We start from the raw sequence: 14,494 nt of genomic DNA, 5'->3' as shown, positions 1-14,494 counted from the left end.
TTAAAAGTGGCAATTTGCCGCCGCAGTTTGCCAGAATAAATACTTCATACGTTAAACAAGCAAATAATATGCCTAAGCTAATTTTAATAAATAAATAATGCTGTTTTGGGCGATGACTATAGAGCGCGACGTCTTTGATAAAATTGATTTGCAGAAAATTCATCAAGCATTTTTTGTTCATTTTTTTGTGCGATTACATTCGCTTTAAGCTGCTGTTTTTCTATTAATTTAGCAACCGCTTTAGCCTTAATCTGCTGTTTCAGCCATAAACTTTGTCGTTGTGAAACAACTTGTTTAGCAGTACTGACGGTATTCGCTTGTTGACGAATAGCTTCTTCTATTTTGGCAATAAAAGCATGGTATTGACTAAACCCTGCACTACTTAAACCAGACTTTCCTTTTAAATGTAATTGCTGAGTATACTCCAAACGAAAGTTATTCAAGCCTTGCAATTTTTGTTGATTGCCTTGCAAGTTTTGCTGCGCTTGTAAATAATTTATCCGTAAAGTTTCTTCTTTATCATTTTCTATTTTCAGCAATAGATTGAGCTTATTTGTTGCCATTATGCTTGTCCTAATAATTGCGCAAGCCCTTGTAGGCCATCGTCATAGCTAATCACATCTTTCATGCCTTGTTGTAGAAATGCATTCACTCTTGGCATCATATTAATGGCCTGATCAAGCATTTGGTCGGTGCCTTTTTGATAAGCACCTAAAGTAATCATATCTTTATTTTGCTGGAACATTGAATACACTTGTTTTAACACTCGCGCTTGTTGCATGTGTGCTTCTGAGACAACTTGTGGCATCACCCGTGAAATCGATTTTTCTATATCAATAGCAGGATAATGACCACTGTCAGCGAGCTCTCTGGATAACACGATATGACCGTCTAAAATGGCTCGCGCCGCATCAGCAATCGGATCTTGCATATCATCCCCTTCACTCAGTACAGTAAAAAACGCTGTGATAGAGCCTTGCCCTTCGCCGCCATTACCAGCACGTTCCACCAGCGCGGGTAGCTTTGCAAATACTGAGGGCGGATAACCTTTAGTCGCCGGTGGTTCACCAACCGCAAGCGCTATTTCGCGCTGAGCCATGGCATAACGCGTTACAGAATCCAGTAGCAATAAAACATTTAAGCCTTGATCGCGAAAGTACTCCGCGATAGTTACCGCACTTTCACAACCTTTTAATCGCATTAATGGCGATGCATCGGCGGGAGCAGCAACTACGACAGAACGCTTACGCCCTTCCACACCGAGTATTTCTTCGATAAATTCTTTTACTTCGCGGCCACGCTCCCCCACTAAACCAACAACTATTACATCAGCTTCTGAGCCTCGGGTCATCATACCCAGTAATACCGACTTACCCACGCCTGAGCCTGCAAATAGCCCCATGCGCTGGCCTTGGCCAACAGTTATCACTGAATTAATAGCGCGTACACCAACATCCATCGGCTGCGTAATTGGTCGTCGAGATAATGGGTTAATTGAATTTTGTGCAAATTTTAAGTAATGCTCTGCTTTAATAGCTCCAAGCCCATCCAACGGACGCCCTAAGCCATCAACAACACGACCAAGTAAACACATACCAACAGGCAGTCCGGTATCATTTACTTGTGGGATCACTCGCGCTCCAGGTAGTACACCAGAAATATGGTCATTTGGCATCAAGTAAAGCGTCTGATCATTAAAACCAACAATTTCAGCATCAACAAAACCATGCATGGTTTCAATTTTACATTGGCTGCCAACTGGCGCGCGTAATCCTTTTGCCTCTAATGTTAACCCTACAACACGGGTTAAAATTCCCGCAACAGCAGGCGTTGGGCTATGAATATGTTTTTGATACTGTTGTAAACGTTCACTTAATGGGCGTGGTTGAGAACTCATTGCAAACCAAAAATAGCGTTAGATACCACTACTATGCAAAAAACTATCCAACGTTTCTTTGACGCGGGTTTTTATAGTCATATCAATAGATGACTGAGGTGTTTTTACTTGGCAACCGCCGCGATCTAAAGTCGGCTCTGCAACTAACTGCCAATGGTTTTCAGCTAGTGCAGCTTCACCATAACTATTTTTAACCAGTTCAATGTCTTCAGGATGTAAATGAATACGCACACTTTGCTGCTCATTGGCTAACGCATCGATACACTGCTTTAAACTTTGCAAAATGATTTCAGGGGAGGTTTTAATTTCTTGATAAACTAACGCTTCGGTTAGCATTACGGTTAACTGTACAAGTTGCTTTTCGGCGTCATCATCGACTTTAGCTAATGGCGCTGACAAACTATCCAACAATACTTTTAGACCCGTTAGCTGTTCTTCAATCAGTGGTTTTACTTCTTCTTGACCTTGTGTTTTACCAAGCTCAATGCCTTCTTTATAACCGGCTTCTTTTCCCTCACCTACGCCTTTTTCAAAACCATCAATATAACCCTGCTCGTGGCCTTGTTTTAAGCCTTCTTCGTAGGCATCTTGACGAATTCGTTCCAGCTCAGCCATCGTTAACGAGGGCAGCTCAGGCTCTTCGGGCTCTAGTGCTTGTTCACTTTCTTCAAGCTCTTTACGATATAAATCGGCCAGCGGTGTACCAAACGCCGTTGAACGACCATCGAATTTTCGAGTGTCTTGCGTAACATCTGGAATTGGCCAGTTTTCTAATAATTCATCAACTGCTTCACTGGCACGTAAAGGACGACCTTGATATTGAGTAGGTTTGCTCATGGTTTACAAGAACTCCTCACCACCACCACCACCAAGCATAATTTCACCTGAATCAGCGAGACGACGTGCCGTAGATAAGATCTCTTTTTGCGCGGCTTCAACTTCGCTGATCCGCACAGGTGCCATTGCTTCTAAATCATCAGCAAGCATCTCTGCAGCCCGTTTTGACATATTGCCGAGGATTTTCTCTTTCAATGCATCATCAGTACCTTTGATGGCTTTCATCAGTACATCTTGTTGGACTTCTCGCAAGATAGCTTGAATACCACGATCATCAACATCCATTAAGTTTTCAAATACGAACATTAAATCTTGGATTTGTTGCGACATCTCTTCGTCATGCTCACGGATAGAATCCATCAACTGACCTTCAATATTAGTATCGAGATAGTTCATTATATCTGCCGCCGCTTTCAAGCCGCCCATTTTTGCAGCTTGCGCACCAGCTTGTCCGGCAAATTGTTTTTCCATTATCTCGTTCAACTCTTGTAAAGCCGCAGGTTGAACTTCTTCAAGGTTGGCGATTCGCATGGTTAAATCTAAGCGCACTTTTTCAGGAAACTGCGCTAAAATTTCGGCCGATTGCTCAGGCTCCAAATACGATAAAACGATAGTTTGTATTTGCGGATGCTCATTGCGAATAATATTGGCAACCTGCTTTGAGTCCATCCATTTCAATGAATCAAGACCCTTGGCACCAGATCCCATAACAATTTGATCTATCAGGCTTGCCGCTTTATCTTCACCAAGTGCCGCAGTAAGCGCTTTTTTGATAAAATCTTCTGATTGGAAGCCAATCGTACTAAAGCTTTGTATTTGTTCTATAAATAAATTGTGCACGGCACTGATTTTGGCTTGCGATAGATCATCTATCGCCGCCATTGCCATACCCACTTTTTGCACCTGTTTAGGTTCAAGGTGCTTTAATATTTGCGCTGCATCTTCTTCGGATAAGCTTAGCAATAAAATTGCGGCTTTATCTACACCGTCTAATTTATCAACATCAAACGCTGCTGGCAGTTGTTTTTGTTCTTGATCAGTCATCTTCAGTTAACCACGCTTTCACAACTTGTGAGGAGAGTTCTGGCTCATTTGCTACTAAGGCACGAACAGCTTTTAATAAGTCTTCATCGCCATGTAGGTCTGGTAACTGTAGTGTACCATCACTTGAGAAGCCAACCGAAGCAGAATCAAAATCTTTATTTAGCATATCTAGGGTGTTATCACCAATATCTACACCAGAACTAAGCGCATCATCATCATACTCTTCAAGGGTATCATCTGGGTAAATCAAGCGTTTCAGCATAGGTTTAACCACCGCCATGATTAACACTATAATAACCAATGCGCCAAGCACTAAACGCACAACTTTCATAAACCAGTTTTGTTCCCACAGTGGCACTTCAATAGCTAAGTCCATCGGTTCACGTACAAACGGTACTGTCACTACTTCTAATGCATCACCACGCTGTAAGTCAAAACCCACACCACCTTGCAGTAAACGACGAATATTTGACAGTGCTTCAACTGAGCGAGGCTCCATAGTCGTTTCACCATTTTCACCCACTTTTGCCACATAATCGACTGCCACAGACACACTAATTCGACGAATAACACCACTTTGCTGACGTGTGTGGGAGATAGTAGTATCAAGTTCATAGTTACGTGTCGCTTCTTTGTGAGTGCGACTGGGTGATGAACCAGAGCCTGCACCACCTTGACCGGCAATTTCAGGAATATTTGAATCTGTTGGAGGCTGATTTGTCAGCGCGCCAGGAATACCGATAGCTAACCCGCCGATGTTGTTTTCTTCAAAGGTGGTTTCACTGCGTACCGCCGGTAAATCAGGGTTGTAGCGTTTTTGAGTTTCTTCAATCGCACTAAAGTCCATACTTAAATCGACTTGTGCAGTGTAGTTACCCATACCAATAACTGGCATTAAGATACCATCTATTTTATCTAGATATTCTTGTTCACGTTTACGTTCAATATCGTATTCTTTGCGTGAGCGAGCAGCTAACGCACTTTGCGATCCTGAATTAAGTAATCGGCCATTTTGGTCTGTTACAGTTACTCGTGACGGCTCTAAACCTTGCACTGCTGAACCAATAATATCAACAATGGCGTCCACTTCTTCACTACCGAGCATACGACCACGTTTTAAAGTTAATACCACTGTTGCGGATGGTTTTTTCTCACGACGAGCAAAAACATTTTCTTTCGGTATTGCCAATAATACTTTAGCACGCGTGACATTTTGTAGTTCCTCAATCGTACGCGCTAGTTGTTGTTCACGACCATGCTTTAAACGTTCACGCTCTAAACGCTGACTAACACCAAAACCCATATCTTGCATGATAATATCAGTACCCGAGTTCGGCGCTTGCTCAATACCTTCGCGGGTCATTAACAATTTAATATTTTGATATTCATTTTCAGGAACAGAAACCACATTGCCATCAAGTTGATAGTCAATTTTTTGTGCATCTAAAAAGTCGAGCGTTTGAATTAGCTCTTCCGTTGGCATTTTTCCAAGTGGACGCATATCTGGTTGACGTGCCCAAATAATCACAAAAATAGCAATCGCTAAACAAATCGCTAATGCAATAATTAGAGTAACCTGACGCAATACATCAACGCCGTTTAATGCACTTAAATAGCCTGACTTTTGTTCTTGTTGATCGTCATTATCAGTTTGGTCGATACCGCCGCCGGCCAAAGCAAGATCTGTTGATTGATTAGATTGCGCCACAATAATTCTCCACTACCTAGTTAAACAGGCATGTTCATGATTTCTTTATAGGCTTCTACAAGTTTGTTACGAACTTGCACCGTAGCTTCAAAGGCAACTGACGATTTTTGTGATGCGATCATTGCATCCGCTAATGACACATTTCGATCACCCATTTCAACCGCTACGACTTTTTGTTTCGCATCAGCTTGAAGGCCATTCACTGTATTGAGTGCATCACTTAACAAATCGCCAAATTGGGCGCTCGAAGTAGGCTGCGCCTGCGTCGGTAATTTGTTTACTTGATTACTACGACCAGCTTCGAGAGCCATAGATTGCATTTCTTGAAATAATGCGCTGTTTTGAATTTTCATAATTGTCTCTGACGATGCAGTTTACTAATAACTTAATAAAGCACAAAGCATGCCAACTAATAAACCAATAAATATCAGAAGCTTAAGATTTATTTTAGTTGTCAGAGTTTTGACAAGTTTACGCCCAGCAAGGCTGAGCGTAAATTAAATAGTGAAGGAAAACAAAAATTATAGAGGCTTAAGCAGGTAAGGTGATCCCCAAATCACGCATTTGAGCCAATTTATAACGTAATGTTCGTGGGCTGATCCCTAATGTTTCAGCTACATCTTTACGCTTGCCTTGACAACGATTTAGGGTTTCTAAAATAATTCTATGCTCTTTATCTTTAAGTTCATCTTTGTAACTTCCCGAATCCAAGCTTGGTAATTCTTCACGCAGCTGATTGCGTTGTGCTGTGGCTTTTATTGCTGGCGCTTGCAGATCATAATAAGCATCATTAGTTGGTGAACTTGTAACCGCCGAAGTAGTGCTTTCTGGTGCTGAATTAGCCGGCACTAAACTTGCTGATAAAGCCGCAGTTAGAGGAGTCTGGGTTAAATTTTCAATAAAAATAGCACTTTCGTCAATCATATCACCGTGGCGTAATATCAGCGCACGCTGGATCACATTATCCAGTTCACGCACATTACCTGGCCAAGTATGAGCTAATAATTTTTTCTCTGCCGGTTCGCTAAGTACAGCGATAGGCTCTTTGCTTTTATTGAGATGACGTTCAATTAAATGCTTTGCCAACACGACAATATCGCCTGGACGTTGACAAAGTGGACGCCACATCAACGGAAATACATTTAATCGATAATATAAATCTTCTCTAAACTGGTGCTTAGCCACAGCCTCTTTTAAATCACGGTTACTGGTAGCCAAAATACGCACATCCAGCTTAATAGTTTTGCGACCACCTAAACGTTCAACTTCGCGTTCTTGTAATACACGTAATAACTTAGCTTGTAGGCCTAAATCCATCTCAGTGATTTCATCAAGTAAAATTGTGCCACCTTGTGCTTGCTCAAATTTACCCGGACAAGCTTGAATCGCACCAGTAAACGCGCCTTTCTCGTAGCCAAATAATGTAGCTTCGAGCATATTTTCAGGGATCGCAGCACAGTTTATTGCGACGAATGGCTGCTCTGCACGATCTGATTTATCATGGATAAACCGTGCGAGTACTTCTTTACCTGAGCCACTAGGACCAAGCACCATCACACTAGCATCCGATTTAGCAACCCGACTTGCAAGTTCTAATAGCTGAATACTACTCGGATCAGCGACAATCGGCCCGTCAGTTTCTTTTTCCGGCTCAGGTAGATAGCGGCTTACCATATTAAGTAGCACTTCGGGCGCAAACGGTTTGGCCATATAGTCAATTGCCCCTAACCGCATAGCCTCAACAGCATCATCAATAGTCGCATACGCTGTCATCATTAAAACCGGTAGATCAGGGTAATTAAGATTTATGCTGCGCAGTAAATCAAGACCACTCATCGCGCCCATTTGCACATCGCTCACGACCAGCGAAAAGCTGTCTTTTTTAAGTAGCACCATAGCTTGCTCGGCACTGTCAGCCGCAACGCAATCTATTCCAGACATTTCAAGCGTATCAATCAAGGCTTCACGAAGCCCTGCATCATCTTCAACCACTAAAATCGTGTTGTTCATATTGCCTCCGCCGATGTTGACTTTGTACAAATAGGTAACAGTAAACTAAAGCAGGCTCCGCCTTGAGCATTGTTCGTTACTTCAACTCGTCCTTGGTGTGCATTTGCGACTGAACTAACCACCGCTAAGCCTAAACCTGTGCCTTGGCTTCGGGTAGTAAAAAATGGTTCAAATAATTTATCAAGTAAGCTTAAATCGACCCCAGGGCCATTATCACTTACAGTAATACACACTAGCTCGGGGTCACTCGCATCCCGCTGCGCACTTAATTGAACGAGTGCATTACTGCCAATGACTTGAATACTATTGTGAATAAGGTTTTGAGTGGCACTGGCAAGCGCAGTTTTATTGCCCATTATCTCGATATCAGGCTCAGGTAAACTGACCTGAAGTTCACTATTATTAAGTGCGACCATAGCATCAGCGCCAGTTTTCACTTCAGTTAATAATTGCTGCATGGAAACATGTTCAACAACTTGCTGATCGCCACTTTTTGCGAACAACAACATATCGTTTACTTGGGTTTCGAGATCTTTTAAACGCGACATTAACTTAGTATGAAAATTGCCTCGAGAGCTTTCGGGTAACCGCTTTGAACCTAAATTAGCGGCATACAAAATCGCAGCAGACAGTGGTGTTCGCACTTGATGTGCCAAAGATGCCACCATTTTACCCAATGCACTTAAACGCTGCATATGTGCAACGCGTGTTTGTAGACGACGCGTTTCGGTTAAGTCAGTCATTAAGATTAATTGCCCTGGCTCTGGCGCTAATGCCGTTATTTCTAACTTAATTAAGCGTCCATCTTTTAGCGATACTTCATGGCCATCATCTTGTTGGGGCCGAAACGAGCGCTGGATCACACTGAACCACTTTTCACCTTCGAGTGGTTCCCCTAACATGTCTGTTGCGATTTGATTAGCTTTAGCGATCAAACCGCGACCATCAAGCACCACAACACCCGCAGGCATTGTATCTACTAAATGACTTAACCAACTGGCTTGCTGGCGTAATTCACTTAACTCACCAATGTACTCTTCTTGCAGTAAGCATGGGTTATACTGGGTCGCTGTGATAAATTGTGGTTTTAAGACATTAGCTAAGGCCATAATGCATTCTCGTTTACAGGATCTAACTAGCTAAATGCACAAATTGTACCAACAATTATATTGATTAATTTCATTTGCTTAGCGTATAAATAACGCGACAAAAAAATGACAAACTAAAATAAGCAAAGCAAGGAGACACTATGAATTCAACAAATTTATGTCGCTGCCCTTGGCTCGATACCAGTAAAGATGACTATGTTGCCTATCACGATGATGAATGGGGGATCCCAGTATATGATGACCAAACACTTTTTGAATTTATTACTCTGGAATCAGCACAAGCAGGATTAAGTTGGTATACGATTTTAAAGAAACGTGATGGCTATCGTCGTGCATTTTTGGATTTTGATGTAGAAAAAGTCGCACAAATGAACGAGCACGATGTTGAACGATTAATGCTTGATGAAACAATTATACGTAATCGTTTAAAAATTGTAGCAACTATAAATAACGCCAAACGTTTTATTGAAATTCAGCAAGAATTTGGCAGCTTCAGTAACTATCAATGGCAGTTTGTAGGTGGTAAGCCGTTAGTGAATGAGTTAGATAAACTTAGTGACTACCCTGCAATTACAGAGGCCTCAACTGCATTTGCAAAAGATTTAAAAAAACGGGGATTTAAGTTTTTAGGTCCAACCACAGTGTACGCCCATATGCAGGCCTGTGGTATGGTGAATGATCATAGTAATGATTGTTTTAGAAAAGCAGAGATTATTGAAAAATACTAGGTGAAAGGTGCTAGGTGCTAGGTGCTAGAAAATCTTCTCTTTGCGCAATTAATCTTGTAGGCGCGGGTTTATCCCGCGCAATTAAAATGTATTCACAAAGAGGTTAAGAGTGCGCTGCGCTTATGAGGTAAAAATAAAGGTATTAGATTTTAGGGTATTCGAAGCTCGTCGCTCGAAGCCCGTGGCATTTTTTCTTCTCATTTACCCTCATTGTCTTCTCTTTGTGCAAAAGGTTTTTTAGTGATATTCACCATAGCACCCCCCGAATTAAAGACGGTGTGCGCGTCAGCAAGCTTAACGCCTACAAGTAATGACGAAGCCCATTCTAAAGGTGTAATTACCATCGTACTTGGTTAATTTCTGCCTAAAACCTGCTACCTGACACCTAAAACCTGCTCTTAGCTGTTAATCTCGTGATAGGTTATATTTTTTCATTTTTTCAACTAAGGTTGTGCGGCGTACACCCAAGATCTCCGCAGCACGCGCTACGACATAATCATAACGCTCTAAGGCCTGAGTGATCAGGCTAATTTCCAGCTCAGCTAAATAATCTTTTAGCTCAATCCCTTCGTCGGGTAAAAGGTCTGCTGATGGCTGAATTGCTTCAACTTCTGGCTCATCGTCGTAATCACTAAAACCAGTACTGAAAATATCATTGAAAGCATCACGCTCCATAAGCTCTTCGGGATATTGTGGTTCATAAGCATCAACTTCAATATAACGATATTTTGCTGGTAGATCGGGAATATCAACCACTTTATCTGGTAACATGATCACCATACGCTCAACTAAGTTCGCTAACTCGCGAATATTACCCGGCCATGTATGCTCTTTTAAACTATCAATTGCGCGCTCGGTAAATTTAGCGGTAGTACCACTTTGCTCATTAATACGGCGCATTAGCTCTTTTAATAATAATGGAATATCATCAGCACGTTCTGCAAGTGATGGGTTTTCGATAGGAAAAACATTGAGTCGATAATATAAATCTTCGCGGAAACTTCCTTGCTCTATCATTTTTTCAAGATCACGGTGTGTTGCAGCAATCACCCGCACATCCGCTTGAATTGGTTTTGTACCACCAACCCGCTCATAGCTGCGCTCTTGTAACACTCGCAATAACTTTACTTGCATTTGCAGCGGCATATCGCCAATTTCATCTAAAAAAAGCGTCCCACCTTGGGCAAGTTCAAAGCGGCCCTTGCGCGCTGAAATAGCACCGGTGAACGCGCCTTTTTCATGACCAAATAACTCACTTTCTAACAGCTCCGCAGGTATCGCCCCACAGTTAACGGGTACAAATGGCCCTGTATTACGTTTTGATAGTAAATGAACATTACGAGCAACCACTTCTTTACCAGTACCTGATTCGCCTAAAATTAATACATTAGCGTCCGTTTTAGCAACTTGTTCAATTAAAAAGCGTACATCTTTAACCGCTTCAGTTTCACCAACTAAGCCATCAAAGGTTTTGTGCGGTTTTGCGTGTTTATGCTCATTTGGTAACATCCGTTGATACTGTTGGCAATCATGCAGTAATTGAGTCGTTACATCATGGTTAAAAGGTTCACAGATAAGGCCAACTACATTGGCAATGCTCAACAGTGATTTAAGGGTTTCACCAATTAATAGAAATGGTATTGTTGGATGGCGCTTGATCACGCTCTCATGATCTAAACTTTGTAATGCGCCGAGGATCACCATACATGACTGCTTTTGGTATTTTTCACATTCTTGTTCAAGGCTTGCATCATCAAGCAGTTGCACTGCCTCACCAATAAAGGTAAGCGCAGCATGTAAACCAATCGCACGATTATTATTATTATCTAAGATCAAGATCATTATTTAGCGAACCACAGTTACTACAAGCTATTAATAATTTAAATTGTAAGCGAGTTTGACAGGGATGCAAGCACTAAGCGGCAGTTTTTTGACAACCATGCCAAAAAATAGACGCTTAGCTAATTGCAAGTAATACTTAAGAATTACCGCAGTATCTTTAATATTAAAGCAAGCCTAAAATAGATTCAGCCGATTGGTTGGCTTGTCCACGCAGTGCAACTGACGCTTGTGCTAAAATATCATTTGATACTTGCTGTGAAACCGCCTGAGCATAATCGGTATCTTGAATTCGACTTTGGCTCGCGGCAATATTTTCTTGCTGAGTTCCTAAGCCTTTAATGGTACTTGCCAAAGTATTTTGAAAAGCACCAAGTTCAGCTCGCTGGGCGTTAATTTCGTCCGCCGCTTGGTCACTAATATCAATTGCAGCTTGAGCACCTGCTTGAGTAGAAATATCAATTGTTGATATTACTGATGCAAAACTACCGTCCGAAGGAGTAATCGTTTGATTTGCATTCGCATCTGGACCAACTTGAAACGACACCGACTGACCATCAAACATAGGTTTTCCTGCAAAATTAGCATTTTCAAACGTCTCTGTAATTTGACTTTGTAACTGCACTACTTCTTCTTGCAAAGCAGCACGGTCATTATCATTTAATGCCCAATTACCTGCTTGGATAGATAATTCACGAATACGCGAGACAGCATCGTTGACACCCGACAAGTTTGACTCGGTCGCTTGCGAATAAGAAATACCATCATAGGCATTATTCACCGCTTGGCTGTAACCGTCTTGCTGGGAGGTTAATCTATTAATTATTTGTAATGCAGCGGCATCATCTGCCGCAGAGTTGACTTTTTTACCCGTAGCAAGTTGCTCTGCAAGCTTGTTACTGGTTTGCTGTGTTTGGTTTAAAAAACTAGTTGCTGGTGATTGAATTTTCATAACAGGCTCCGACACGCTGATTGGTTAAATTATAGCTTAATTTGCCAAATTTTGCACTTTGTACCATTGTTTAATTAAATTAACTTGGCATCGTGCTTGCTAACATACTCTGTTAATAGGTAAAGTACTGAGCAGTGTATTAAATTTCACTTTTTGCGTATTTAATTTTTTACTATAACTACGCCAATGATAAATAACTTGGGTAAAACTATGTTCGATAACAAAACAATTTTAATTACCGGTGGTACCGGATCATTCGGTAAAAAATACGTAAAAACGTTACTTGAGCGATACAAGCCAAAAAAAATAATTATTTTCTCTCGTGATGAGTTAAAACAATTTGAAATGCAGCAAGACTTTGATCAACCATGTATGCGTTACTTCATCGGTGATGTACGCGACAAAGACCGCTTACGCCGTGCAATGCGTGGAGTAAATTACGTTATTCATGCTGCAGCTCTTAAACAGGTCCCTGCCGCAGAATATAACCCGATGGAATGCATCAAAACTAACATCAATGGTGCTGAAAATGTCATTGATGCTGCCTTAGATAATAATGTTGAAAAAGTCATTGCGCTTTCTACTGATAAAGCAGCCAACCCAATTAATTTATATGGTGCGACAAAATTAGCATCCGATAAATTGTTTGTTGCCGCTAATAATATTGCCGGTGGTAATCGCACCACATTTTCAGTTGTTCGCTACGGTAATGTAGTCTGCTCGCGCGGTTCAGTAGTGCCTATTTTCCAAAAGTTTATTGACCAAGGCCGCGACCATATCCCTATCACCCATGAAGAAATGACCCGCTTTTGGATAAGCCTACAACAAGGTGTTGATTTTGTTTTAACTAACTTTGAGAGGATGTTAGGGGGAGAAATTTTTGTTCCCAAGATCCCATCAATTCGTATTACAGATTTAGCAACAGCTATGGCACCAAACCTGCCACATAAAAATATTGGTATTCGCCCGGGTGAAAAATTACATGAGGTGATGTGCCCTTCTGATTTGTGTTTTGATACCTACGAATTTGATGATCATTTTGTGATTGCACCTGGTATTAAATTTAGTAGTCGCAGCAATAGTTTTGATACAAACGCATTAAATGAGCGCGGTAAAAAAGTTGAAGTCGGGTTTGAGTATAGTTCTTTAAGTAACCCCCACTTTTTGACAATAGAAGAAATAGCAGCTTTTAATATTCAGGCACTTTTATGATCCCATATGGAAAGCAATCTATTGACCAAGCAGATATTGATGCGGTACTCAACGTTTTACAATCTGACTGGCTCACGCAAGGTCCTAAAGTACCTGCATTTGAAGCTGGCATTGCTAGTTACTGTAAAGTAAAGCATGGCATTGCAGTAAATAGTGCAACATCGGCGTTACATATCGCATGCCTAGCATTAGGCGTTGGAGAAAACGATATAGTCTGGACATCTCCTATTTCTTTTGTAGCATCAAGTAATTGCGCACTTTATTGTGGTGCTAAGATTGACTTTGTTGATATTGACTTAGATACCGGCAACATGTCGATTAAGGAACTTGAGCAGAAGCTGATCCTAGCAGAAAAAAATAACTGCTTACCTAAAGTTGTCATACCGGTACACTTGGCGGGTCAATCATGCGATATGCAAGCCATTCATCAGCTCGCTACTAAATATGATTTTAAAATTATCGAAGATGCCTCTCACGCCATTGGTGCTAAATATTTAGATAAACCTGTTGGTAATTGTGAGTTTTCAGATATTTGCGTATTCAGCTTTCATCCTGTGAAAATCATCACGTCAGCTGAAGGCGGTATGGCGGTTACAAATGATGATAATTTAGCAAAGCGTTTAAAACGATTAAGAAGCCATGGGATCACATCAGATGAAAGTGAAATGACCGATGCAAGTCATGGACCTTGGTACTATCAGCAAATCGAGCTTGGCTTTAATTATCGTATGACTGATTTACACGCAGCGTTAGGGCTTAGCCAACTAAGTAAAGTTGACGAATTTGTTAAGCAGCGACATCACCTTGCTAAAATATATGATACACATCTTGATTTAAATTTGGTTCGTCCATTACAGCAAATTGATACCTGTTATTCCGCTTATCACTTGTACATAATTCAACTAAATAATAGCAATACAACTCGTCATAAAAACGCTGTAACTCAGCTTCGAGCAGCTGGGATCATTGGCCACGTTCATTATATTCCAATACATTTACAGCCATACTATCAAACTCTAGGCTTTAAGGTTGGTGACTTCCCTAATGCTGAAAAATATTATCAAGGTGCTATCACCCTTCCTCTTCATCCATCGTTGAAAGAGCAAGAAGTGCATTTTGTACTGAACACTCTACAGCAAATCTTAAATTAAAGTTTTC

13 protein-coding genes are annotated in these 14,494 nt (G+C 41.2%); 3 read left to right on the top strand and 10 right to left on the bottom strand.

Annotated features, from left to right (window positions below):
- Positions 1-116: 116 nt before the first annotated feature.
- The 8 genes from fliJ to H5203_RS05490 form a co-directional block, all read right to left on the bottom strand.
- The gene (fliJ, locus tag H5203_RS05525; RefSeq protein ID WP_145239397.1) at positions 117-563 is read right to left on the bottom strand and encodes a flagellar export protein FliJ; all 447 of its coding nucleotides are present in this window, start codon (positions 561-563) and stop codon (positions 117-119) included.
- The gene (gene fliI / locus H5203_RS05520) at positions 563-1,897 is read right to left on the bottom strand and encodes a flagellar protein export ATPase FliI (RefSeq protein WP_145239400.1); all 1,335 of its coding nucleotides are present in this window, start codon (positions 1,895-1,897) and stop codon (positions 563-565) included. Before fliI ends, fliJ begins: the two co-directional genes overlap by 1 nt.
- An 18-nt stretch (positions 1,898-1,915) precedes the next feature.
- Positions 1,916-2,734, bottom strand: a complete 819-nt coding sequence (gene fliH, locus H5203_RS05515; protein WP_182758310.1) for a flagellar assembly protein FliH — start codon at positions 2,732-2,734, stop codon at positions 1,916-1,918.
- Positions 2,735-2,737: 3 nt separating this feature from the next.
- Positions 2,738-3,778 (bottom strand): flagellar motor switch protein FliG, encoded by a 1,041-nt coding sequence (fliG, locus tag H5203_RS05510; protein ID WP_145239407.1) that lies wholly within the window; start codon positions 3,776-3,778, stop codon positions 2,738-2,740.
- Positions 3,771-5,486 carry a flagellar basal-body MS-ring/collar protein FliF gene (gene fliF / locus H5203_RS05505; protein ID WP_145239410.1) on the bottom strand — a complete coding sequence of 572 codons (1,716 nt, stop codon included), beginning with the start codon at positions 5,484-5,486 and terminating at the stop codon, positions 3,771-3,773. Before fliF ends, fliG begins: the two co-directional genes overlap by 8 nt.
- Before the next feature lie 20 nt (positions 5,487-5,506).
- Positions 5,507-5,839 carry a flagellar hook-basal body complex protein FliE gene (fliE, locus tag H5203_RS05500; protein WP_145239413.1) on the bottom strand — a complete coding sequence of 111 codons (333 nt, stop codon included), beginning with the start codon at positions 5,837-5,839 and terminating at the stop codon, positions 5,507-5,509.
- Positions 5,840-6,017: 178 nt separating this feature from the next.
- Positions 6,018-7,496 (bottom strand): sigma-54 dependent transcriptional regulator, encoded by a 1,479-nt coding sequence (locus H5203_RS05495; protein WP_182731009.1) that lies wholly within the window; start codon positions 7,494-7,496, stop codon positions 6,018-6,020.
- A complete protein-coding gene (locus H5203_RS05490; RefSeq protein ID WP_182819466.1) occupies positions 7,493-8,605 on the bottom strand; it encodes a PAS domain-containing sensor histidine kinase in 1,113 nt (370 codons plus the stop codon). Before H5203_RS05490 ends, H5203_RS05495 begins: the two co-directional genes overlap by 4 nt.
- A gap of 140 nt (positions 8,606-8,745) precedes the next feature.
- Between H5203_RS05490 and H5203_RS05485 the strand changes: the two genes are divergently transcribed.
- Positions 8,746-9,333: a DNA-3-methyladenine glycosylase I gene (locus tag H5203_RS05485; RefSeq protein ID WP_145239421.1), complete on the top strand. Its 588-nt coding sequence runs from the start codon at positions 8,746-8,748 to the stop codon at positions 9,331-9,333.
- Between the two features lie 405 nt (positions 9,334-9,738).
- Here H5203_RS05485 and H5203_RS05480 read toward each other — a convergent pair whose 3' ends face one another.
- Both H5203_RS05480 and H5203_RS05475 read right to left on the bottom strand, forming a co-directional pair.
- The gene (locus H5203_RS05480) at positions 9,739-11,175 is read right to left on the bottom strand and encodes a sigma-54 dependent transcriptional regulator (RefSeq protein ID WP_182731007.1); all 1,437 of its coding nucleotides are present in this window, start codon (positions 11,173-11,175) and stop codon (positions 9,739-9,741) included.
- Between the two features lie 163 nt (positions 11,176-11,338).
- Positions 11,339-12,124, bottom strand: a complete 786-nt coding sequence (locus H5203_RS05475) for a flagellin (RefSeq protein WP_182819465.1) — start codon at positions 12,122-12,124, stop codon at positions 11,339-11,341.
- A 210-nt stretch (positions 12,125-12,334) separates the two neighbouring features.
- On the opposite strand from H5203_RS05475, the gene pseB reads away from it, so the two are divergent.
- A complete protein-coding gene (gene pseB, locus H5203_RS05470; RefSeq protein ID WP_182819464.1) occupies positions 12,335-13,336 on the top strand; it encodes a UDP-N-acetylglucosamine 4,6-dehydratase (inverting) in 1,002 nt (333 codons plus the stop codon).
- On the top strand, positions 13,333-14,487 hold the full coding sequence (gene pseC / locus H5203_RS05465) for a UDP-4-amino-4,6-dideoxy-N-acetyl-beta-L-altrosamine transaminase (RefSeq protein WP_145239433.1): 1,155 nt from the start codon (positions 13,333-13,335) through the stop codon (positions 14,485-14,487). Before pseB ends, pseC begins: the two co-directional genes overlap by 4 nt.
- Positions 14,488-14,494 lie beyond the last annotated feature (7 nt).

The organism is Pseudoalteromonas sp. SG41-1 (genome assembly GCF_014164575.1).
Taxonomy (GTDB): domain Bacteria; phylum Pseudomonadota; class Gammaproteobacteria; order Enterobacterales; family Alteromonadaceae; genus Pseudoalteromonas; species Pseudoalteromonas rhizosphaerae.
This window is presented reverse-complemented; position numbering and strand designations above follow the sequence as displayed.

Coding starts and splice junctions, on each gene's coding strand:
- fliJ (WP_145239397.1), bottom strand. CDS start 563: ATGGCAACAAATAAGCTCAATCTATTGCTGAAAATAGAAAATGATAAA.
- fliI (WP_145239400.1), bottom strand. CDS start 1,897: ATGAGTTCTCAACCACGCCCATTAAGTGAACGTTTACAACAGTATCAA.
- fliH (WP_182758310.1), bottom strand. CDS start 2,734: ATGAGCAAACCTACTCAATATCAAGGTCGTCCTTTACGTGCCAGTGAA.
- fliG (WP_145239407.1), bottom strand. CDS start 3,778: ATGACTGATCAAGAACAAAAACAACTGCCAGCAGCGTTTGATGTTGAT.
- fliE (WP_145239413.1), bottom strand. CDS start 5,839: ATGAAAATTCAAAACAGCGCATTATTTCAAGAAATGCAATCTATGGCT.
- H5203_RS05495 (WP_182731009.1), bottom strand. CDS start 7,496: ATGAACAACACGATTTTAGTGGTTGAAGATGATGCAGGGCTTCGTGAA.
- H5203_RS05490 (WP_182819466.1), bottom strand. CDS start 8,605: ATGGCCTTAGCTAATGTCTTAAAACCACAATTTATCACAGCGACCCAG.
- H5203_RS05485 (WP_145239421.1), top strand. CDS start 8,746: ATGAATTCAACAAATTTATGTCGCTGCCCTTGGCTCGATACCAGTAAA.
- H5203_RS05480 (WP_182731007.1), bottom strand. CDS start 11,175: ATGATCTTGATCTTAGATAATAATAATAATCGTGCGATTGGTTTACAT.
- H5203_RS05475 (WP_182819465.1), bottom strand. CDS start 12,124: ATGAAAATTCAATCACCAGCAACTAGTTTTTTAAACCAAACACAGCAA.
- pseB (WP_182819464.1), top strand. CDS start 12,335: ATGTTCGATAACAAAACAATTTTAATTACCGGTGGTACCGGATCATTC.
- pseC (WP_145239433.1), top strand. CDS start 13,333: ATGATCCCATATGGAAAGCAATCTATTGACCAAGCAGATATTGATGCG.